14 protein-coding genes are annotated in these 21,776 nt (G+C 48.3%); 12 read left to right on the top strand and 2 right to left on the bottom strand.

Translation table 11 applies throughout. The annotated features are described in order from the left end of the window. Window positions 1-216: 216 nt before the first annotated feature. From ACYVD4_RS15535 to ACYVD4_RS15515, 5 genes are all read left to right on the top strand, one after another. Window positions 217-1,035, top strand: a complete 819-nt coding sequence (locus ACYVD4_RS15535) for a sensor histidine kinase (RefSeq protein WP_460947203.1) — start codon at window positions 217-219, stop codon at window positions 1,033-1,035. A 66-nt stretch (window positions 1,036-1,101) separates the two neighbouring features. Then, window positions 1,102-1,749 (top strand): response regulator, encoded by a 648-nt coding sequence (locus tag ACYVD4_RS15530; protein WP_460947201.1) that lies wholly within the window; start codon window positions 1,102-1,104, stop codon window positions 1,747-1,749. Window positions 1,750-1,788: 39 nt separating this feature from the next. After that, on the top strand, window positions 1,789-2,811 hold the full coding sequence (locus tag ACYVD4_RS15525) for a dipeptide epimerase (RefSeq protein WP_460947199.1): 1,023 nt from the start codon (window positions 1,789-1,791) through the stop codon (window positions 2,809-2,811). A gap of 19 nt (window positions 2,812-2,830) precedes the next feature. After that, complete coding sequence (locus tag ACYVD4_RS15520; RefSeq protein ID WP_460947197.1) at window positions 2,831-3,922, top strand: aminotransferase class I/II-fold pyridoxal phosphate-dependent enzyme; 1,092 nt, start codon at window positions 2,831-2,833, stop codon at window positions 3,920-3,922. Window positions 3,923-4,077: 155 nt separating this feature from the next. Next, on the top strand, window positions 4,078-4,548 hold the full coding sequence (locus ACYVD4_RS15515) for a hypothetical protein (protein ID WP_460947195.1): 471 nt from the start codon (window positions 4,078-4,080) through the stop codon (window positions 4,546-4,548). A gap of 64 nt (window positions 4,549-4,612) precedes the next feature. On the opposite strand, the gene ACYVD4_RS15510 is transcribed toward ACYVD4_RS15515, so the two are convergent. Both ACYVD4_RS15510 and ACYVD4_RS15505 read right to left on the bottom strand, forming a co-directional pair. Continuing rightward, window positions 4,613-5,446, bottom strand: coding sequence for a sugar phosphate isomerase/epimerase family protein (locus ACYVD4_RS15510; RefSeq protein ID WP_460947193.1), 834 nt, complete (start codon window positions 5,444-5,446; stop codon window positions 4,613-4,615). Window positions 5,447-5,534: 88 nt separating this feature from the next. Continuing rightward, window positions 5,535-6,452 carry a 2-oxoadipate dioxygenase/decarboxylase family protein gene (locus tag ACYVD4_RS15505; RefSeq protein ID WP_460947191.1) on the bottom strand — a complete coding sequence of 306 codons (918 nt, stop codon included), beginning with the start codon at window positions 6,450-6,452 and terminating at the stop codon, window positions 5,535-5,537. A 257-nt stretch (window positions 6,453-6,709) separates the two neighbouring features. Between ACYVD4_RS15505 and ACYVD4_RS15500 the strand changes: the two genes are divergently transcribed. The 7 genes from ACYVD4_RS15500 (at window position 6,710) to ACYVD4_RS15470 (ending at window position 21,765) form a co-directional block, all read left to right on the top strand. Next, window positions 6,710-7,972, top strand: coding sequence for an MFS transporter (locus ACYVD4_RS15500; RefSeq protein ID WP_460947189.1), 1,263 nt, complete (start codon window positions 6,710-6,712; stop codon window positions 7,970-7,972). Window positions 7,973-8,089: 117 nt separating this feature from the next. Continuing rightward, the gene (locus ACYVD4_RS15495) at window positions 8,090-9,583 is read left to right on the top strand and encodes an L-fucose/L-arabinose isomerase family protein (protein WP_460947187.1); all 1,494 of its coding nucleotides are present in this window, start codon (window positions 8,090-8,092) and stop codon (window positions 9,581-9,583) included. 31 nt (window positions 9,584-9,614) lie between these two features. Then, window positions 9,615-12,803: a SusC/RagA family TonB-linked outer membrane protein gene (locus tag ACYVD4_RS15490; protein WP_460947185.1), complete on the top strand. Its 3,189-nt coding sequence runs from the start codon at window positions 9,615-9,617 to the stop codon at window positions 12,801-12,803. Between the two features lie 27 nt (window positions 12,804-12,830). Further along, window positions 12,831-14,267 carry a RagB/SusD family nutrient uptake outer membrane protein gene (locus ACYVD4_RS15485; protein WP_460947183.1) on the top strand — a complete coding sequence of 479 codons (1,437 nt, stop codon included), beginning with the start codon at window positions 12,831-12,833 and terminating at the stop codon, window positions 14,265-14,267. A 26-nt stretch (window positions 14,268-14,293) separates the two neighbouring features. After that, window positions 14,294-15,514: a GDSL-type esterase/lipase family protein gene (locus ACYVD4_RS15480; RefSeq protein WP_460947181.1), complete on the top strand. Its 1,221-nt coding sequence runs from the start codon at window positions 14,294-14,296 to the stop codon at window positions 15,512-15,514. 9 nt (window positions 15,515-15,523) lie between these two features. Then, window positions 15,524-19,009 carry a PVC-type heme-binding CxxCH protein gene (locus tag ACYVD4_RS15475; RefSeq protein WP_460947179.1) on the top strand — a complete coding sequence of 1,162 codons (3,486 nt, stop codon included), beginning with the start codon at window positions 15,524-15,526 and terminating at the stop codon, window positions 19,007-19,009. A 215-nt stretch (window positions 19,010-19,224) separates the two neighbouring features. After that, window positions 19,225-21,765, top strand: a complete 2,541-nt coding sequence (locus tag ACYVD4_RS15470; RefSeq protein WP_460947177.1) for a hypothetical protein — start codon at window positions 19,225-19,227, stop codon at window positions 21,763-21,765. Window positions 21,766-21,776: the final 11 nt, after the last annotated feature.

The raw sequence follows: 21,776 nt of genomic DNA, 5'->3' as shown, positions 1-21,776 counted from the left end.
ACCTCTTTTCTGGATTAGTATCGCTATCATATTTTATGCCGTAACTAATTTCGTTATAATGGGAACCATAAATTATCTTATAGCTAATAATATATACTGGGCAAGAATATTATATAACATCACAACCGTTGTCGCTTTTATAATGTATGGTTTATTTGCATTTTCGTTTTTTAGCTATCGAATTTTTAAGATAAATGGCGAAAATTTATATTTAAAATGACAACAAATGAAGTAATAGTTACCATTATCGCCAGTACAGTTTTATTTTTATTACTAGTTAGCGCCATTTTTTTAATTATAGGCTTATACCAGCGTAGAAGAATTCGATTTATACAGGAAACTGCTCAAATAAAAATTGCCTACCAGCGCGAACTTTTACAGGCCCAGATCGAAACTCAAAATCAGACACTTGAATACATTGGGCGGGAACTACACGATAATGTAGGACAAATGTTATCTGTAGCGATGTTGCACATAAACTGGCTGGACGAAGAGTTAACCAATTCTCCCCATCAGGAACTGACTGTTAAGACATTACAGGTAATTGAGCAAACAATTCAGGAGGTTCGCCAACTTACCAAAGCATTAGATACCGATACGGTTCGGCGGTTTGGTTTGCGGGATAGCCTTACAAATGAACTGGAACGGATTGGCCACGCAAAGCGATTCCAGACGAATTTGCACGTATTAGGAGAGCCCTATGATCTTGGCGATGAAACAGAAATTATTCTGTTTCGAATGGCGCAGGAAGCACTCAACAACGCGATTAAGCATGCGCGTGCGAAAACGTTAACGGTAACAACCGATTACCGGCCTGAAGCATTTATGTTATTAATCCACGACGATGGACGGGGGTTCGACTTAAACGAAGCAACTACACGGCAGGTAAAAACATCCGGATCGGGCGTAAAGAATTTGTATCAGCGAACCAAACTACTAGGTGGAACCTGTGTGATCGATACAAAACCCGGCTCAGGCACTCGTATTGAAGTGACACTTCTTCCCAAAAAAAATATCGATAAAATACCCCACTAGAAATATTGCAAAAAGGTAACTGGTAGGCTAAATTCAGGCTGTAATATTACCTTACCTCCTCTTTGGATGCCCACTACTATCGCTGTTGTCGATGATCACCATCTGATGGCTCAGGCACTTGCTGAATTCATTAAAAAAATTGATGGATACGACGTAGCGTTCGTTGCCGAAAATGGCCGCGACCTACTTACCTACTTGAAGCGCAGGCAAATTCCCGATATTATTCTATTAGACCTGAACATGCCCGAAATGGATGGCTTTGAAACGGCAGCATACCTGCAACAGCACCATCCTGATATAAAGGTGATTGCACTTTCCATGTTTGACGAAGAGGAGAGAGTGGCTCGAATGGTCCGGCTGGGTGTGAGAGGGTATTTGCGAAAAGGATCTCGGCCTTCAGAACTTCGGTTAGCTTTAGACGATGTTCGAAAAAAAGGCTACCATTACTCGGAATTTTTAACAAACAAGCTGATCCGCAATCTGGTGCCGGGAGAGCCAGTTAAACAGCCAGAAGTTCCGTCTCTTAGTGAACGCGAAATTAAATTTCTGCAGTTAGCAAGTAGTGACAGGACCTATGCCGAGATTGCTGAGATTATGTGCGTAGCCCCTCGAACGGTGGACGGGTATCGGGAGACTATTTTTCAGAAAATGAACGTCAAAAGCCGCACGGGAATGGTCATTGAAGCACTACGTTTAAAAATAATTGAACTTTGATCGTGCTAATGGCTATTATCTTAGGCAAAAAATTAGCAGATGCTACTACGTTTTCACCCGGTCGATTTACACCTGAATCACACATTCACAATTGCGCATGATAGCCGCGATGTACAACCTACATTGATTGTTGAACTTCATGATGGAACATACAGTGGTTTTGGCGAAGCCACTGCCACCCGTTATTATGGTATCACAATTGATGGAATGATGGATGCACTCGAAGCCATTCGTGAACGTATCGAATCGCATAAACTCGAGTATCCGGAGCAATTCTGGGCCGACTTACAGCCTTGTCTGGCACAGAATCCATTTGCACTTTGTGCACTCGATCAGGCAGCCTGGGATTTGTGGGCAAAACGTCAGGGCCAGCCGCTCTACAAAATCTGGAATCTAAATCCGGGAACAGGACCTTTAACCGATTATACAATAGGTCTCGATACGCCCCAGCGGATGGTAGAAAAAATGCAGGAACGCCCCTGGCCCCTGTATAAAATAAAACTGGGTCGGCCCGACGAAGATATTGCCTTGGTGAAGGCGTTACGTCAGCATACCAACGCTTTGTTTCGGGTAGATGCTAACTGCGGCTGGAAAGCCGACGAAGCCATTGCAAAATCAAAAATTCTGAAGACGCTGAACGTAGAGTTTATTGAACAGCCTCTACCTGCCGACGATTGGGAAGGAGCAAAAACGGTGTATGAGCAAAGTGTACTGCCAATTATAGCCGATGAAAGCTGTATTGTGGAAGCAGATGTGGATAAGTGCGCTGGATATTTCCACGGTGTCAACATTAAACTGACCAAATGCGGAGGGATAACCCCAGCGCGTCGGATGATTGCCCGCGCTCGTGAGCTTGGTTTACATGTAATGGTGGGCTGTATGACCGAGTCGAGTGTAGGTATTTCGGCCATTGCTCAACTGCTGCCACTGCTCGATTATGCCGATTTAGATGGCGCCATGCTTATTGCGAACGATCCGGCTTCTGGTGTTACGTTCGAGAATGGGAAAGTGATGTATGCCGATGAAAATGGTACAGGGGCTCGTCTGATACGTAGCAGATAAACACGTAATAAGACGAGCAATGGGCGATTTTTTTGAGATAAATCATTTGCCAAACCGAACCGTTATTCACGGCGGTCAGGAATACCTTTTTTTTAGCGGAACGGCTTATCTGGGATTGCCACAACACCCTCGTTTTCAGCAATTGGTTCAGGAAGCCATGAGTCAGTATGGTACCGTTTTCGGTAGCTCACGTAATGGAAACTTGCGATTAAGTATTTACGAATCTGCCGAAGATAAACTGGCGAAGTGGGTTATGGGAAATGCTCCCGGTGCTACGTCGTTGACCTTGTCGTCGGGTATGATGGCGGGGCAGGTTGTTGTAAATTGGTTACGTAGCGAGGGCGTTACGTTCCTCTATTCGCCCAAAACGCACCCGGCGCTCTGGCATGATCCCAACATATCGTTACCCTCATTGCCGTTTTCGGAGTGGACAACCCAGCTCCCCGATCAATTACGAGACAACGCACCTGGGCCTACGGCTATTCTGGTTAACTCAATTGAAGCTGTTGCGTCGTTATATTATGATTTTGACTGGGTACGTTCGCTGCCCAACGACCGACCAATTATGCTTGTTGTTGATGATTCGCATGGATTGGGTATTCTGAACGAAGGACGAGGTATATGGCCGGAAATAAGCCAGAAATTGACTAGTATCAATAGTTCGATACGTTTGCTTGTAACGGCTTCATTGGCTAAAGCAATGGGTTTGCCGGGAGGTGTAGTTTTGGGCGATGCAACGACAATTGCTACGTTGCGCCATACCGCTTTCTTTGGGGCTTGTTCGCCCATGCCCCCTGCTTATCTGGATGCGTATCGACGGGCAGACGCTTTATACGAAGAAGGCCGCGAACAATTGAACCAAAACATTTTACTGGCCGAAAAACTACTGCTCCCAACAGGACTATTCCAACATGCGCCCGGCTATCCGGTTTTCTTCACCGAACGCGATGATTTATATCAAAAACTGCTTGCTCATCAGATTCTAATTTACTCTTTTGCCTACCCAACAGCCGCCGACCGGGCAAATACACGTATCGTTATAAGCGCTTTTCATACACCAGAAGATATTCGGCAACTGGCCGACTGTATCAATACGTATTGTAATCTATAATACCTGCTTGATACGTAGTATACTAATCTAAATAAGAGCATATATTCTTGTTTTTCAGGAGTTTACCTGTTAGTAAATTTCTGGTACTAATCTGAAAGGTTAGTCAGATATTGATGATAATTCTTACAAAACGCTCATCACTAATAGGATTAACCATGAAAAATTTTACAGTAGTATGCCTGCTTTTACTGGCTGTTGTGGCTTGTAAAAAAGAAGAAGAGGCCGCGCCAGAAGCGGGTGCAACAGTTGCCGGAACGTATCAGCTAACTTTATTTGGGCTCGACAATGGAGCAGGTGCCGGCTATAGCGAAGCTACACTACCCGTTACTACAGGGCCAGTTACAGGTTCGGGTACGGTTTCAGCCGTTCGTAAGGATGCCAGCAATGTGGAAATCTCGGCCAAGCTATCCATCACGCAGAACGGCAGTACAAATCTGATTATTTTCCCCGCTCCGCCAGCCGTTTCTATGCCCGTGACTCTTCAGAAAAGTGGTAGTAGCTATGACATGCTAAATAATGGCGCTAAAGTCGGAACGACAGATGGTTCAACAATTTCTATTGACATTACGTCGCCAGCGAGCGGAACCACCAAAGCTCAACGCGTAGTTTTCAAAGGAAAAAAATAACTGCTACGTATACAAAACAGGGCGGACTTCTGAAAAAGTCCGCCCTGTTTTGTAGGATATATGACTATTTTAAACCTTCTAAAAAGGTTAAACTTTGCGGCACTTGTTCTAGTGAGCGCGACGATTCGTCTTCAATAAAAAAGTGTTTTACCCCTAATTTTTTGGCTTGCTTCATAATCGCAGCAATACCTACATCGCCCTGGCCAAGCGTTACGTTCGATTCAACATCTGAATGACCATTCTGACTATCGGGCGTGCCGGGTTTGCGGTCTTTCAGGTGCAGGAGTAGGAACCGTTTTGGAAACTTCTGTAAAATGGCAACCGGATCATAACCCGGTGCTTTTATCCAGAAAACGTCCATTTCGAAGTGGACGGATTTAGGATCGAGGTTTGCGGCTAAGTAATCGAAGAACGTCCCATCCTTATACGTCTGAAATTCGTAGCCGTGGGTATGGTAGCACAATGTAATGCCATTGTCGGCCAGCAGTTTTCCTGCTGTATTGAATACATCGATAGCGCGTTCAGCGTGGTTTATGGTGAAAATATCGCCTTCATGAGGAATCCAGAAGCAGGCTACATACTTGGCTCCCAATGCTTTCGCTTCGGCCAACACTTTTGGTACGTTATTATCCAGATCTTCGAAACTGGCACCTACGCTGATCGCTTTAAGGCCATACTGGTTCAGTACTTTCCGAAATTCGGTAGTGCTAAGCCCATACGTACCAGCAACTTCTACTTCTCGAAAGCCCATTTGCTTGACTTTCGCCATAGTGCCGGGAAGATCTTTCGTGAACTGGTTTCGAAAACTATACAGACCTAAACCTACTGGTGCTGTTTTCTGTGCCAATACGTTCAGCCCTGATAAAAGCAATCCGGCAAGTAGTAAAAAAGGTTTCATGGCGCTTAGGGTTATGTGTTGATAATGAATAATGTAGAATGAAAAATGTAAGATTTGTTGCTCATTAACATTTTTCATTCTACATTATTCATTTATTAATCTGCGTGGTGAACGTACTTTCAAAAATCTTATCAGCATTGCCCGTTTCGAAACCTTCGCGCCGGTGCTCATGACCAATCTTATCGGCGGGTATGTCTTTGAAGTTAGGCAAAACGCGCCGTTCAGCAAATTCGACGTAGGAGCCAGCAATCCGGAACGTATCACCATCAGCAAACTCGGCGTCAATGAGTTGCGCTACCGTTGACGCCTGTCGCAAATCACCATCGGGACTAACTTTAATTGTACCTCCCGCTGAATTGAGTCGTAAACCATGCTGTTGCAGAAATGCAACAAACTCATCGATTGTGTTATAGCCGGGTTTCAGATTATGAACGCTGATCGTGAAGTGATTCAGATAGTATCGATTGTAAATAACCCAGGCTGCATATTCACTTTCTTTCAGAAGTGTCTGATAATCATATAAACTCGGCGTCTTCCAGAGCGGTTGATGCAGGAACTGATCAACGGCATTAGCATCATCCAGATTCAGCGCATCGACAGGATCACTCGTAACGGTGTCGGTATACCGATGGATGATACGTTGTGCGTCTTCGGACAATTCATTTACGCGCAACTCACTCGCAAAAATTCGAGGATAATGTGGTTCGGGTGGACTATACCAATACGCTGTCAACTTCTTCTCTGTGAAGTTATATTCATCTCGTTTTTCGTAGCCATAATGAAGAAATATTTTCTCGAACGAGGCAATACCGAGATTTGGAACGCCCATAGTCCGGAAAGCAATGTGATCATTTTCAATCTCATCTGCCGATTGAACTACGCTACTTTCCAACATGGCATCAATTACGTTTTTTACGTCAGGAACGCGCTCACTATAGCGTCGCATCAGTCCACTTAATACCGCATCAAGGGTCTGGTAGTTAGTTTGTTCAGATGTAGTGCTCATAGGGCTCAATATACGTATCAGCCTTTAGTATAGAAAAAATATACGTAACAGGCTGTGAGCAAATATCGCAATACGTAGCACAGTTTACTAGTTTGTGAGAAGGCTTTCTGCTAAAATAGACGCTGCTGATTGGGAAGTAACTATTATTGTGAATTGTGAAATTCGTACTATTTAACAGAAAAAAAATACCATATCTATTGCTTTTCTGATTTCTGTACTTATATCTTTGCGTATCCTAACTTAGTGCGTTAAGTACTATGCAAACTCCCTTACGCTGGTTCATTGTTTTTCTGCTTTTCATTGCCACTGGTCTGAGCTTTCTGGATCGGCAGGTATTGTCGATTGCTATTATAAAGATTCAGGAGGAATTTAGTATTACTGACGTGCAATATGGTATGGTAAATACCAGCTTTCTGATCAGTTATGCCCTGATGTTTACCCTGGGAGGCTGGCTAATTGATCGGATAGGGGGGAAGTTAGGATTAGCTCTTTCGGTTGGAGTCTGGTCAGTAGCGAATAGTCTACACGCTATCATCACGAATTTTACTCAACTGGTCACCTTCCGCTTTTTTCTGGGAATTGGTGAAGGTGGCTGTTTTCCCGGTGCGGCATGGACCGTTTATCGTTGGTTCAATAAAGAAGAACGAGCTCTTGCCAACGGGATTGCCATTGGCGGATCGGCCATTGGTGCCGTAGTTGCACCGCCATTAACGATTTGGTTATCGGCCAATTATGGCTGGCGCGGTGGCTTTCTGATTCCGGGCTTGATTGGTATCGCATGGGTGATTGCCTGGTTATTTGTTCCCTGGAAAAAAGAAAATCTGGCAGTTGATACGTTGGCCGAATCAGGGAAGAAGGAAACGATTCCGTTTCTAACACTGCTGAAAGAACGTGCTACTTGGGTGTTTATCGTTATACGCTTTCTGCTCGATCCGGTATTCTATTTTATGATGTTCTGGATTCCGAAATACCTCAGTTCGGTACGTAACGTATCGTTTGAGCAGATCGGAAATCTATTCTGGATTCCATTTCTGGCGTTGGGTATTGCCAACGTAGTAGGCGGCTGGTTTTCAGGTCAGCTTATTGCCCGAAATTTCAGCGTTGACAAAGCCCGGAAAACGGTAATGGGTATTGCGGCTGCGCTGACGCTGGCGGCTCCGGCTATTGAATGGGTATCATCGGTGAACGTAGCGGTGGCTTTGATGGCAGTTTTTATGTTCGCACATGGATTCTGGATTACCAATTACATTACGTCGATCTCCGATATGTTTGGCCAGAAAGCAACATCAACTGTAGTCGGATTGTCGGGAACGGCGGGCGCTGTTTCGGGTTTGCTACTCAATCCCTTGATGGGCGTAGTAATTCAAAATTACTCGTATCGACCACTCTGGATAGCATCAGGACTACTATATCCGCTCGCATTTGTAATTCTTATTTTGCTGATTCCCAAGATCAAGGCTCTGAGTTTAGAAGGCGCATCGAAGCCGCTTGCTGATAAAATAGAACACGGATTGTTATGATCGTATTTGATGTGTAGGATGGGTCATAAGCGATCATAATGATACGTGTTCTATTTTTTGTGCCAAATTAACTTAGTGCACTAACCGAAATTTGACAAGAAATAAATTATAAGCTATATGGAAAATCAATCCCTGAATGGCATAGCCGAACAGCAGGTAAATCCCGTAAAACGAAAGAAAACAAGACCCCGAATTGGTGTATTTGGCGTAGGGTATTTTAAGTATTGGGGACAGTTCGACGGGTTGCTGGACGATATGTTGCAAAAACAGGCGGTTCTTATCCAGAAAATTGAAGCACTGGATTCGGCTGAAATCGTTGATTTCGGTCTGGTCGACGACGTAACGAAAGCCTATGAGATGGTGCCCAAACTTAACGCGGCCAACCTCGACCTGATTTTCTGCGATATGCTTACCTACGCTACGTCGAGTACGTTTGGGATTATTATCAAAAGCATCGACGTACCGATTGTATTGGTGGCACTTCAGCCCGATAAGGCCATGGATTACAGCAGGGCATCGACATACATGCAGTTGTACAACGATGACATTTGTTCGCTGCCCGAATTTGCTGGTGTGGCGGTACGAATGGGAAAAAAAGTACCACAGACCATTATTGGTACGTTGCACGACGACCCGGCGGCTGATGCTGAAATCGAGAAATTCTGTCGGATTGCGGCTGTGCTGCACGATCTGAAAACGTCGCGGATAGGGCACATTGGTCACCCGATTGAAGCCATGCTCGACATGCACTCCGATTCGACTATGCTCACATCGCATTTCGGCGCGCATATTGTTCAGTGCGAAGCGCATGAAATTGTAACGCAGTATCAGCAGGCAACCGACGAGGAAATCAATGCGGTTAAAGAGCGTATTCTGGCCTATTTTGATACGCCCGACCCGGTTTCTGACCCAATCTCGGAAAAACTGCGTGATTCCGATCTGCATATTGCGGCCCAGGCAGCTGTAGCGCTGGAACGCTTCATTAAGGCGAAAAAACTGGACGGACTCGCGTATTACTACGATGGCCCCGACAACAGCGATACACGCGTGGTGATGTCGAATCTGATTGTCGGTAACTCGTTGTTGCAGGGCGCGGGCTTTCCGATGTGTGGCGAATCAGACCTGAAAACCTGCATTGCCATGCTCATCATGGAACGGCTGGGCATTGGCGGCAGTTTCGCGGAGTTTCACCCGGTTGATTTCAAGGAAGGTTTTGTGCTGGTAGGACACGATGGCCCGCATAACATCGCCATTGCCGAAGGGCAGCCTGTGCTACGTAGTCTGAAAAAATACCACGGCAAACCCGGTTTTGGTGCAGGCGTCGAATTCAAAATTAAAGAGGGTCCGATTACCATGTTAAGCATCAGCTCGACTTACGATGGTAAGATGAAATTCGTGATTACCGAAGGTGAGTCGATTGCTGGGCCAATTCCACCAACGGGCAATACCAACACACGTGGCTTTTTCAAACCCGACGTGCGGACATTCCTCAAACGCTGGATCAGCGAAGGACCAACGCACCATTTTGCACTTGGTGTGGGGCACCATGCCGAAACGATTCAGCAGATTGCTGAGTACCTCAAAGTCGAATCCGTGATCGTACGCGGATAACAGTTTTGTAATTCCTAAAACCCCACTATGTATGAATCATCTTTTAATGCATCGCCTGCGATTTGGGCTGATTGGCAGCCTGTTCGCCCTGCTAATTTCGGTTCAGGTAGCTTTGGCCCAATCGGCTCCGGTCACTGGTAAAATCACAGCCGCCGATGATGGAGGAGCATTGGTTGGTGCCACCGTTTCCGAAAAAGGCACCACCAATGGAACGACCACTGATGCCGATGGTAAATTTAAACTGAACGTATCGGGCAATGCTACGTTGGTTGTTAGCTTTATTGGTTATGCGTCGCAGGAAATCCAGGTTGGTAATCGCACAACGATAAATTTGACACTCAAAACCGACCAGCAGCAATTGCAGGACGTAGTGGTGGTGGGTTACGGTACACAGCGGAAGAAAGATCTGACGGGTTCTATCGTGAACTTAACCAGTAAAGATCTGGTGCCGGTACCGTCGGCCACGAGCGTCGATCAGATGATGCAGGGCAAAGTGGCAGGTGTACAAATTGCGCAAACGTCTGGCGCACCCGGTGGAAACGTCAACGTAGTGATTCGCGGTATTAGCTCCATAACGGGCGGTAATTCACCGTTATACGTTGTAGACGGTTATGCCATTGGTACGGGTGGGGGAGGTTCCGATCTGAGTAACTTTGCGTCAAGCTCCTATTCGGCTAACAACATCGCATCGAGTAGTGGTACGAGCAAAATTAACCCCTTAACGACCATCAATCCTGCTGATATTGAGTCGATTCAAGTGTTGAAAGATGCGTCGGCAACGGCTATTTACGGATCTCGTGGAGCCAATGGTGTCGTGATCATAACCACCAAACGGGGCAAATTGGGCAGGCCGACCATTAGTTTCGAACACTCGACGGGCATTCAGGAACTGGCTAAAAAAATTAAACTGCTTTCGCCCCAACAATATGCCGAATACGTAGCTGAAGGTCGCGATAATGCCTGGGTATTTTCGGGTGGTAAAGCAACTGATCCCAATAATGTTCGGAGTACGGCTACCCAGGTGAAACCAGAATTTCGGAATCCAGCCCAGTTTGCCAATCAGGGAACCGATTGGCAGGATGTTATTTTTCGGCAAGGTTTAGTACAGAATTACCAGTTGTCGGCGGCCGGAACCAGCAAAGATGTGGGTTACTACGTATCGGGCGGTTTCTTCGATCAGAAAGGAATTATCATTGGGTCGAACTTTAAGAAATTCACGCTACGTACCAATATCGACGCACAACTCTCCGAACGGTTGAAACTGGGCGCGTCGTTTTCTGGGGCTCATTCCTACGGCGATTTTGCTCGTGCCGAAGGTCACCTGCAATTCCGTGGACTGCTTTCGGCCGCGCTCGCCAGCGATCCGACGATTCCGATTTTTAACCCCGATGGTACGCCTTATTCTGAATTTTCGAGCCCAACCGGCATTCCGGTCGAGCATCCGTTGGTTATTGCCGCCGAATTTTCGGATAAGCGAAACAATACAAACGTATTCACTAACAATTATTTACAGTATGAGTTTGCACCCGGTCTGGTGTTTAAAACATCTATCGGCGTAAACTACTCAAACAACGTAACACGGCTTTGGAAATCGTCGAAAGTAGGATTGGCAACGAGCCGGACAGGGGCGGCTACAGCGGGCGTTACGGAGATTAAAAGCCTGAACTGGCTCAACGAAAATACGCTGAACTATCGCCATAAATTTGGTGATAAACACGATCTAGACGCGTTGGGCGGTTTTACGATCCAGAAAAATACAGATGAGATTTTACAGGCTGGCGCGACCGATTTTCCTACCGACGACGTACCGTTTATGGCTGCGGGTGCCGTTACTGCTGGCACAAACTATCTGAGCGAGTGGTCGATGATGTCGTGGCTGGCGCGGGTTAATTATACGTATGCTGGTAAATATCTGTTAACGGCAACGGTACGTTCTGACGGCAGTTCCCGCTTTGGTGCCCGGAATCGTTGGGGCACGTTCCCGTCGTTTTCGCTGGCCTATCGCCTTTCGGACGAGAACTTTATGAAATCGGCTAGTTTCATCAGCGATATGAAAATTCGGGCCAGCTACGGTCTGTCGGGGAATAACCTCATTCCGAACTACGCCAGTCAGGGTCTGCTGGGTATCATACGTAATGTACAGAGTGGCTTGGTTGTATCAGGTGTGGCTCCGGCCAGTCTGGCGAATGACCTGCTGACCTGGGAACAATCGGTGCAAACCAATCTGGGCCTCGATCTGTCGTTGTTCCAGAATCGGTTGTCGTTTGTGTTCGATGCCTATCGTACCTACAAAAAGAATCTGTTGCTGAACGTCATTTTGCCAGCCGCGTCGGGTTTTGGCAGCTCGGTACAGAACATCGGCGAAATTGAGAACAAAGGGCTTGAGCTGACCATCAATTCGCAGAACGTAGCAAAGGGGCCTTTCCAGTGGAGCACCGATTTTAATATTAGCTGGAACCGTAATAAAGTGCTGGCACTGAACTCCGAATCATCGCGGATTCAAACCTCCGATTATCAGGTAGCGCAGGTTGGTTCACCAATTTCCAGCTTCCGACTGCTCAACATTTTAGGCGTTTTCCAGACGCAGGAAGAGGTGAACAGTAGCCCCAAACAGCACCCGCGTGTACAACCCGGCGACTACCGCTATCAGGATGTAAACGGCGATGGCACCATTACGGCTGCCGACCGGACTATCGTTGGAAATCCCTGGCCTGATTTTACGTGGGGATTGGGCAACCGCTTCACGTACCGTAACCTGAGCCTGAACGTAAGTATCAACGGATCGCAGGGGAACGAGATTTATTTTCAGGGGGGCGAAGTGTCGCTCAATGGCGCTGGCGTACAAAATCAGTTGGCATCGATGAACGACCGCTGGCGTTCGGTCGAGAGTCCGGGAGCGGGACTGTATTCAAGAGCTATTCGGAACGATTACGCGTTTGGCTTCAGTGCCGCAACGACTAAGTATCTGTTCGATGGTTCGTTTGTACGGATACGTAACGTGAATCTGGCGTATACGTTCCCGGCTGCACTGGTGAACAAATGGAAACTTCAGGGTCTGTCGGTTTATGCTGATGCCACTAACCTGTTCACATTCACGAAGTATCCGGGCTATGACCCAGAAGGTACGACCACCGGCGATAATGTGGCTCGCACAGGTATCGATTTCTTTGCCTATCCCAACCCACGCACCTACACGCTTGGGCTACGCGTTAACCTTTAATCTTCTGACGATTAACCGATTATTGTCATGAAAAAGAACATAGCTTTATTCCTGATACTGGCCATTACGTCCTTCTCCTGTAAGGATTTTCTGTCCCTGACGCCTGAGTATCAGATCAGCGAACAAAATTTTTATCGAACACAAAACGACTTCGCAACGGCTCTAACGGGTGTGTACGGTACGTTCCGGGGAATGTTTAGCAGCAGTGTTCTGTACATGACGGAACTGACGACCGACAACACCGAAATCCAGTGGTCGTCGCCGTCGACCGACGAAATGCAGATGGATCAGAACGCCGTTACGTCGACCAATGCGTTTGTGCAGGGCGTCTGGAATACCTGTCTGTATACGATTTCGCGCAGCAACGCCATTCTGAACCGGATCGATGCTGTTAATTTTGATCAGGCTACCAAAAACCAGATGAAGGGCGAAGCAAAGTTTCTGCGAGCCTATTCGTATTTTTATCTGGTACGTCTGTTTGGCAACGTACCGATTATAAACGAAACGTTCAGTAGTCCCGCTCAGGTAGCTGCGTCCGATCTGTCGCTCAAGCCCAGTACGGCGGTTTATGCGCTGATTCTGAGTGATCTGGCCGAAGCCGAAACCCTGCTCCCTGCTACGTTAAACACCGACAAAACCCGCGCGTCGCGCCTGACGGTTAAAGCACTGTTGGGTAAAGTGTATCTGACCCAAAAGAATTACGATCAGGCTGCCGCAAAACTGAAAGAAGTGATCGATAGCAGATCATACTCGCTGATGCCTAATTATCAGACTTTGTTTACGAATGGCAACAACAATCTGGCCGAGTCGATTTTCGAGATTCAGTACGCATCCGGACGTAGCATCGGCAATAATTTCTCGGCCATTTTTACGCCTGCCATTACGAGTATGGCCATTTTTACGAACAACCTGCAAGGTTCAGGACGTATCACGCCAACACTCGATATATTCAGAGCCTACGAAACCAGCGATGCCCGCAAAGCCGTTTCGGTCAACGATTCGGTTACGTTGATCGGCGGTCGGAAATCGTATAGTCGCTATGGATTGAAGTTCGTCGATTTCAGAGCCATCGACCTGTCGGATGGAAGTGTTACGTTTACGCCCTTACGGTATGCCGATGTGTTACTAATGTATGCCGAAGTGCTGAATGAACAGGGTAAAACTGCCGATGCTTTGCCTTATATCAATCAGGTAAGAACGCGGGCAAAACTCGCCAATCTGACCAGCTCTAGTCAGGCCGATGTTCGATTGGCACTTGAAAAAGAGCGGCAGGTTGAGTTTTTGTACGAAGGGCATCGCTGGTTCGATCTTGTCAGAACTGGCCGGGCTCAAACCGTCATGAACGCGCATTATGCGAGTCTGCGGCTCTCGTTCAAACTGGATGATTTTGAACTTATTTTCCCGATTCCACAAAACGAAGTTGATCTGAACCCAACCGTTGTGAAGCAGAATCCGGGTTATTAAACAGACCGAACACAAGCGAATTTCCCATGCAAAAACCGACCACATTAGGCTTACTTTTCTTTTTGCTGATGAGTGTTTTAAGCAGAATGGCACTGGGCCAGACTGCCGAAACATTTGACTTGAAATCGGGCGACCGGGTGGTCTTTCTGGGAAATTCGCTGATGGAAGATGACGTACAGTTTGGGTATCTGGAAATGGCGTTGACCACCCGTTTCCCGAATCGTGACGTAACGTTTCGGAACATTGGTTGGTCGGGCGATAACGTATTTGGCGAAGCGCGCAGCTACGTAACAACACCGCCTTCGCCGTATGAACTGCTCATTCAGCAAATCGCCAATGCCAAACCAACGGTTGTGTTTCTGGCCTATGGCGGGGTTGAAGCGCAGGATGGCGAAGCCGGATTGGGTCGGTTTAAACAGGGTCTGAATCGGTTGCTGGATAAGATTGATTCGCTGGGTGCTAAAACCGTGCTGGTCTCGCCGATTCCGGTGTTAATGCCCATATCAGACAACGTAAATCAACGTAACGCAGCTCTCGGAACCTACGCATCAGCCATCTCGCAGATAGCAACAGAACGAAAAAAACGCTACGTCGATATGTTCAAACCGATTCAGGAAGCGAGCAAACAGGCGGTCATTACCGACGATGGAATTCACCTCAACGGAACGGGGTATTATTACCTTGCTACGTCGCTGGAGAAAGGATTGGGCTTAGCACCACGTAACGGAGGCATCACGGTCGACGTAGCGAAGAATGCGGTTGAATCGGCGACACCGACGAAACTGCTGAACGTCGACAAATCGGTGGCGAACGTAAGTTTTGTTGTCGATGAGTCGTACCTGCCGCTGCCCGCGCCGGAACAGGATGGAAAAGCCATTGAGGTTGATAACGCACGGAAATTGACCGTAACGGGTCTGAAGAAAGGATTTTATACGCTACGTATTGATAATGATGAAGTTATAACGGCGTCGGCCAAACAATGGGCCGAAGGCGTTGTGCTCCGGCAAGGGCCATCGTTTACGCGCTCGGCAGAAGTGCAGACACTTATTCAGAAGAAGAATGAAGTGCATTTCTTCCAGTATCGCCCGCTGAATCAGACCTATATTATTGGTTTCCGTTCCTACGAACAGGGACGCCACAAAAAAGGACTGGAAGAGCAAAGCTACATCATTACCTGGCTCGAAGGGCAAATTGCCGCCACCAACCAACCCAAAGCCGCAACGTATCACCTTACTCAGCTAAAGTAACCCGCCATCATGCTACGTACCCGTTTCATACGACCCTTATCAATCCTACGTAAAAGTCTGATTATTCCGGCCTTAGTACTTACAACGGCGCTGGTGAATCAGGATAAAAATGCCGACGTACCCGACCCGGATGTTCAGAAAGAACTCGAATCGTTTAAGGTTGCCGACGGTTTTGAAGTCACGTTGTTTGCCGCCGAACCGTTGGTTGCGAAACCCATTCAAATGAACTGGGATGCCGAAGGACGTTTGTGGGTGGTGAGCAGTACGGCGTATCCGCACCTCAAAACGGGCGAGCAGGCAAACGACAAGATTTTCGTACTGGAAGATACCGACGGCGATGGCAAGGCAGATAAGTCGACCATTTTTGCCGAAGGCCTGCTCACGCCCACGGGAATTCTGCCCGGCGATGGCGGTGTATACGTAGCAAACTCGACCGAAATTCTACACTTTGCCGATACGGATGGTGACGGAAAAGCCGATAAAAAACGCCGAATTCTGAGCGGTTTCGGTACAGCCGACACACACCACCTGATTCACACGTTCCGGTGGGGGCCAGAAGGAAGCCTGTATTTCAATCAGTCGATCTACATTTATAGCCACGTCGAAACGCCGTCGGGGATCAAGCGGCTCGAAGGCGGTGGTGTCTGGCAGTTGCGTCCTAACGATCTTGAACTCGATGTGTATGCCAAAGGGCTGATCAATCCGTGGGGGTTGCAGTTTTCGCGCTGGGGAAGCTCATTCCTGACCGATGGTGCTGGTGGTGAGGGTATTAACTACGCTTTTCCCGGTGCTACGTTCGTAACGGCACCCAATGCTGAGCGAATTCTTCGCGGTCTGAATCCCGGTCAGCCAAAACACAGCGGACTGGATATTATCACCGGAAAACACATGCCGGATGCGTGGCAGGAACGCCTGATTACCAACGATTTCCGGGCCAACCGGATCAACAGTTTCAAACTCGAAGAACAGGGGAGTGGCTTTGTCTCGAAACAGCAGGACGATCTGCTCTGGACGAACCACGTAGCGTTTCGCCCGGTCGATATTTCGATGGGTCCCGATGGGGCTATCTACGTAGCAGACTGGTACAACCCCATTATTCAGCACGGCGAAGTCGATTTCCACGACCCGCGTCGCGACCAGCAGCACGGACGTATCTGGCGGATTGTGGCGAAAAATCGCCCGCTGGTGAAGAAGCCAAACCTCGCCAACGCATCCGTTACCGAACTGCTCGACGCACTACGTCAGCCCGAAGACTGGACGCGCTTGCAGGCCAAACAAACGCTGAAACGTCGGCCCTGGCAGGAGGTTATTCCGGCGCTGGATAAATGGGTGAGCGATCTGGATAAAAACGCGGCCGATTATGAACACTTATTGCTCGAAGGGCTTTGGACGTATCAAACGCTTAACGCCGTCAATGAGTCGGTGCTACGTTCGCTGCTCAACGCTAAAGATCACAATGCGCGGGCTGCTGCGTTACGTGCTTTTCAATTATGGCATGGCAAACTCAAAGACGAATCGACGTTGATTTCGAAAGCGGTGCAGGACCCGCACCCACGGGTTCGGCTCGAAGCAGTAGTAGCGTTACGCAAAATTAATTCGCCAGAAGCGGCTCGTGCAGCTTTGACCGCCCTCGATCAGCCGATGGATGAATTTCTGGACTTTGCGCTCTGGGAAACCGTTCGTGAACTGGAGCCGAAATGGGCCAGCAAGCTGAAAAGCGAACCGAACTTTTTGGGTGATGGTAAAAAGACCGTTTTCGCGCTGAAATCGGTGAGCAGTGCCGAAGCCATTGCCCAGCTAACGCAGCTTTATCAGAAAGGTCAGGTGCCCGAAGAATACCAGAAAGACGTATTGGCGTCGATTGCGAAATGGGGAAAAGTGACAGATCTGAATACGGTATTTGACATGACCGTTCAAAACGCGCAGGATAAGCAAACGGCCGCCCGGTTGAGTGCGTTGGCTGATGCTGCCCGTCAACGTAAACTGAAACCATCGAATGACTTAGCCCGGATTGCTAATTTTCTGAGTAGCAGCGATCAGGAAGTGGCAACCAACGCCATTCGGTTAGTGGGTTTGTGGCGGATGGAAGAGCTGAGCGACCGACTTGTTACGTTGATTCGTCAAGGTGAAAAGCCCGTCAAAAAAGCAGCGTTAGGTGCACTGGCAACCATTGGTACCGACAAAACCCGCAAGCTTCTTGCTGATATGAGTGGCCCGAAAAACCCAGCCGACTTACGGATGCTGGCTACGGCCCAACTGGTATCGACGGACGCTTCGGAAGCGGCACGTATCGGCTCGGATTTGCTACGTACCCTGCCTGCCGAAACCGATGCTACTGAGCTATTTCAGGCGTTTTTTGCGTCGAAAAATGGTACACAGGCACTTGCCGATGCGATAGCCGCCAAAAAGATTTCAGAGTCGTTTGCCAAAACCGGTCGACAACTGATGGTGCGGGGAATGCCTTGGAATCGGCAGAAAACGGATGAGACGATGGCGTTGCAAAAAGCACTCGAAAACTCAGGCGGTACGTTGCCAATGGAGCGAATGCCGCAGCAACTGAACGATAACGAAATTACGTCGCTGGCTACACAGGTTCGGCAATCAGCCGATCCGATGCTGGGCGAAAAGGTATTTCGGAAGCAGGAATTGATTTGCCAGACCTGCCATGCGTTGGGCGGAGCGGGTGGACGTATCGGGCCGGATTTGAGCAGTCTGGGCACCAGTTCGCCCATCGAAACCATTATTCGGTCGGTGCTTTACCCAACCGTTTCGATCAAGGAAGGCTACGAATTGCAACGTATCGTGAAGAAAGACGGCACCGAAATGATGGCGTATCTGGTCAGTAATGGTACGTCGGAATTGGTAGTACGCGACGTATCGGGCGCGGAAATCGCCATTCCGAAAAGCCAGATTACAACCGTCGAAAAAACGCCCGGTTCGCTCATGCCTCCCGGTCTCACGGCTGGTCTTGATCGGCAGGAGTTTGTCAATCTGATCGGCTTCCTGTCGAAAATTGGTGAATCAGGAAAGTTTCGTATACCGACAACCCGGTTTGTCCGGCGTTGGAACACGATTTCAGATAGTAAGGAACTGGCCAAAAAAGTGGCGCAGGATGCGGGCTACGTAGCGAAAGACAATGGCAAACTACCAGCCATGCCGATTTACAGCAACGTGTCGGGTGGATTGCCCGTCGATGAGCTTCCGATTGTGGAAGTAAGTCCGGGAAAACGCTACAGCTTTGTTCGGTTCGACATGGAAGTAGTTAGCAAAGGAAACGTCGATCTAGGTTTTAATTCAACCGCTGGCGTAATGGCCTGGGCGGGACAGAAACCGCTGAAAATAACCGAGAAAGGCGTAATAGCCGACCTGCCACAGGGTATGCAGACTATCACGCTGGCTATCGACAGAACGCAGTTCAAAGACGGGCAACTGGCTATTCAGCTTCAGGATGCACAGCAGTCGCCCGCCCAAATTCGACTCACTATGGGACGCTAAGAACCGCTCATCTTAACTAGAATTTTGATCTTAAATGTTACCTGCCGAAAGCTCCGGTTTTCGGCAGGCTGGGACGCTTTTTGTCTGAACTTTCTCGTGATGTGATGTCGGGTTCTCAAACCCGACACGTAGCATCCTCCAAAATGTGTCGGGTTTGAGAACCCGACATCACATCACGAGAAAGCTGGCTATGGTGTTTAAACTAAACAACAGCTATGCGTACACAACTCATCGGTTTTGTAAGTGCTCTGAGTATTGCCATCTTCGGCTTTACGACCAGTATCGATACGCCCAACCTCGACAACTCGACGTTACGTGGTAAAAACTTTAACAACGTAACGCTCGAACTTTCGCTCAAGCCGTTCAAGAAGAACGACAAAGCCTACATTCAGCAGGTAGCCACGGAATTGTTCACGCAATGGGCGTCGATGCTACGTCATAGCGATACGGTGTCGGTCATGATGTGGACGTCGGACGGTTCGGAGATTCTGGATTATACAGGTAAGATGAACCAGCCGCTCGAATGGGCGAAGTACATGGGCAACCCGAACACCAACCACGAAGTGGGCTCAGGCCCGGACGATCTGTCGCTGCACCAACGCGCGCTGGTGTACATGGATAATCCGCCTTCGTACACGTATGGCGATCTGAAATTTATTGTTCAATCGCTGAAAGAAGCCGGGCAACGCATAACCGGAAAACCGGTACGTATCGGTGCTACGTTCGATCCGGGGCCGGAGTTTGCCAAGTCGGATTTTAAATACAAAAAGCACACCGAAATTCTGGGCGGTAACGCAATGGGGCACAAGTCGATGGTGAGTTGTTACGCTACGTTGAACGCTGATAGTCAACCCTATGCCGGATTTCCGAAAGGTATTCCGGCCAACACGCCCTTCGGTACGTTTCTGGGGCGGCAGAGCCAGCATTTTCTGACCGACATGGGCTACGATTTTATCTGGCTCAGCAACGGATTTGGTTTTGGGGTAGAAGGCTGGTCGTCGACCGGAGCGATTTTTAACGGGAAAGAGTTTGCCGCCGAAAAACTGGCGAATACGCGTGAACTGATCGCCGGTTTCTGGAATCTGTTTCGGAAAGAATGTCCTGATTTTCAGATTCAGACACGCGGTACAAACCTATCGACCGGAGCCGATTTAGCCCGTGATGGCGTTGATTTAAAGCAGATTTACGGCGGTAAATACAACATGCTGCCCCCGCCAAACTCCCCCTGGGCCGCGCTCGATGGTGATTTTGGGTTGGAAATGGTGGGTTATATGTCGCGGATGGCTGAATTGCCCGACGAGCGGTATCTGTTCCGGTATTACACGCATGATCCGTGGTGGGTAAACAGCCCCTGGCTAGACCGTTACGGGCAGGAGCCGCACGATATTTACCTGCCAATGGCCGTGGCACGTATCAACGCCAAAGGCGAAATCAAATTGCCGACGCACCTGAATTTCCTGACCGCCGACAATACGTATGGCGAAATGCCCGCGCAGGTTCCCGACGAGGTGACACCCCACATTTTGAAAGCCCGCTACGATTCGCCGACGGCGCCGGGTCCGCTGGTTTGGGTGTATCCGTTCGAAGAGTATCATACATGGGCTTACAAAGATGGAAAACGTCTGCCCGAAATCTACTACGGTGACTGGCTCATTCGGCAGGCCATCAACAACGGTTTCCCCCTTAACACGATTATTTCGACCAACTCGTTTCAGAAAGTTGTTACGTCGAAACCAGCGTTTTTCAATGAATCGACGCTTGTGAGTATTGTACCTGATGCGGGTTCTTCGCTCGAAAAATCACTGATTGATTTTGTGCAGAATGGCGGTAAACTACTTGTTTACGGTCCTGCCGATCACGCAGGCCCCGCGTTTCTAAATCTGCTCAATCTCCAGAACGGGCAATCCATCGAAGGTGACTTTCAGGTAAATTCAAGGATTACGGTCGATAAATTGACGAAAGCCTATCCCGACAAAATCACGCATCGGGCCTTGTTTTCGGGTGGTGGCGTTGCTACGTCGGTAAAAGATAAAGCCGACAAATCGACCAACGTACTGGCAACGATGGCGCAGGGAAGCAACAGCCGCGACGTAGTATGGACACGTAGCAAACCGGAGTGGAAAGGCGGTAAAGTGGCCTATGTGCGCGGTACTAATTCAAGCAAATTTACAGGCGGTAAACTCCTCACGCCCGATAATCCCGACGAACTGTTTACCGGGCCATTGCTGATGCGCTACGTATTGAAAGAGTTCGGGTTGGATTATCGAATCGACAAACGTAATCCGTCGGTGAAAAATCCTGTACTGACCATTTCACGGGGTAGTAACGGCTTTTTCTTCTCCGGATATTGCCCAAATACAACCATTACGCATCGCTTCAAAATGCCGCAGGGCGCTCCCATCCTGACGGGTTACGAAACCGAGCTGGCCGATGGATATTCGGTCTATAACCTACCCAAAGCATGGCACCGGGAAAGCCGATTCTTCGTCGATCAGAAGGAGGGAATGATCTCGTGTCAGGAAATGACCTCGGGTGTACAGCACATGAACCGGTGTGTAAAACTGACGGGCCTGAAAAACGCGACGGTACGTATTTATCCCGATGAAGGCATTACCGAAAAAGGGCTGAATGTATATGCGAACACGGGCTATCCGTGGGGTAAAAAGCCGCAGGTTGCGTTTAAATCCGGCGATAAAAAGTTCGGTAATCACTACGTTGTCGAAAACGCAACGGGCGATCTGGTAGTGTTCTGGTAAACCTATAAAAC

It is taken from the genome of Spirosoma daeguense, from assembly GCF_054776875.1.
Note: the sequence above shows the minus strand (reverse complement) of the source record. Positions and strands in the feature narration are given on the sequence as shown.